The sequence below is a fragment of the Stappia sp. TSB10P1A genome (assembly GCF_900185725.1).
GTDB lineage: Bacteria > Pseudomonadota > Alphaproteobacteria > Rhizobiales > Stappiaceae > Stappia.
The window spans coordinates 1-2,005 of sequence record NZ_FYAU01000021.1; the positions used below are offsets into that span (position 1 = coordinate 1).

Sequence of the window (2,005 nt, forward strand, 5' to 3'; positions counted from 1 at the left end):
AGCGGGCCCCTGGCCTTGCGCGTCCGAACGCGTCTGCCCCGGCCCGCGCGCCGCGCCGCCCGGCCGCGCCGCCGCCCCGCGAGGACTGGCGCGACGCCGGCTACGGCTACGACGACAGCTACGGCGCGCCGCGCGAGGCCGGCTATGATGAGGCCCGCTACGACGATCCCCGTTACGAAGACGCCCGCTACGAGAATGCCCGCTACGAGGGGGATGAGGCCCCGTATGACGGGCTGGCGGACGCGGAATACGGCCATGAGCGCCCGGCGCCGATGCCGCCGCGCGGCGGCTGGCGCGAGGAGCGCGGCGACGACGACCTGCGGCCGCTGATCCGCGACCTTGCCCACCGGGTCGAGCGGGCGAGCGGGGCGCGCGACGACCGGCTCGACGTGCTGCGGCGCGAGATCGCCGACCTGCGGGGCTTCCTGACCCAGAGCCTGCGCGCCGAGCGCGAGCGGGCCGCCTCCCGCGACAGCGGCGAGATGCGCCGCCTGTCCGACGCGGTGGAGCGGCTGCGCGCCGATCGGGGCGACATGCGCCTTGTCCGCGAGCTGCGGTCCGAGATTGCGGACCTGCGCGCGATGATCGGCCACTCGAATGTCGAGGGCATGCTGACGACGCTGGAAAGCGGCTATGCGCATCTGGTCCAGCGCCTCGACGAGATGGCGCGCGACCGGCTGGAGCCGCGCCTCGTCGCCGAACTCGGCCAGCGCCTTGCCGACATCGAGGATGCCTTCCGCATCGTGCCGCGCGGCGACCAGCTCGCCGCCCTGGATGACCGCGTCGCCGATATCGGTCACCGGGTCGAGGAACTGGTCCGCCGCAGCGGCGGTGCCGATCTCGACCTGCTGCGCGGCGAGATCCGCAGCGTGCGCGATCTGGTCGAGCGGTTCGACGTCGGCGACCTGCTCGCCGGCATCGACGAGCGCATGAGTGCCCTGGCCCGGCGCTTCGACACCATCGACCGGCTGGTCGAGGAGCAGCGTCACCTCGCCGAGCGGATGGGCGCCATCGAGCACCGGCTGCCGCAGTCGGGCGCCGTCGACCGGCTGCAGGACCGGCTGGAGGAAATCGCCAGCATGCTGGCCGACGACCGCAACAGCCGCGCCGATCCGCAGCTCGACGAGAAGCTCGGCGAGATTTCCGGCCGGCTGAAGCGGATCGAGACCGCGCGGCAGATGCCGCCGAGCTATGATGCCGCCTTCACCCTGCTGGAAAAGCGGCTTGCCGCCATCGACGGCAAGATCAACGCCCTCGACCGGCCCGACCGGGTGACGCTCGTTGCCGAAGGTCAGCAGGCCAGCATCGAGGCCGATCTGATCGCCCGTCTCGAGGCCGGCATCGCCAATCTCAACGAGCGCTTCGAGACCGGCCGTGCCTCCGCCGGCGGCGACGAGTTCGAAAGCCTGCGCCGGGAGATCGCCTCCTTGCGCGACAGCGTCGCCCAGCCGGTATCGGTGGGTGAACTCGAGGCGCAGCTCCGCGATCTGGCCGAGGCCGTCAGCCGGGGCTCCGCCAGCGACGACGCGGCGGTTCTCTCCCAGGTCGAGGACAAGATCGCGGCGCTTGCCGCCAAGCTGGATGCCGCCGACAGCGGCTTTGCCCGGCTCGGCGAGATCCAGAGCGCGCTGCAGGCGGGCGGAACCGGCGGCGACGTCGCCCAGGCCCTGCGCGGCGACCTGCATCGGCTGATGGAGGCGGCGACCAATTCCGAGCGCCGCTCGCGCGAATCCATGGACAGCGTCCAGGACGTGCTCACCTCGATCAACAACCGGCTGATGGCGCTGGAGCAAGACGCCCGCATGGCGGCCATGCCCGCCTCCCGTCCCGAGGACGACCGGCCGCTGGAGCCCGGCTCCGGCAAGCCGCGCGTCCGCCAGCAGGCGCCGCCCCGGACGGAGGCGCCGGTGCCGCCGCGCGCCGAGGCATCGGTTGCCGCAAGCGACGAGCCGCTGCCGCAGCGTCCCGCCGCCCGGCCCGCACAGAGCCGGCCTGCTGCGGCCAT

1 pseudogene is annotated in these 2,005 nt (G+C 73.3%); it reads left to right on the forward strand.

What is annotated here, in order from left to right:
- Window positions 1-2,005, forward strand: a pseudogene (locus TSB10P1A_RS08570) (hypothetical protein); the annotation flags it as partial.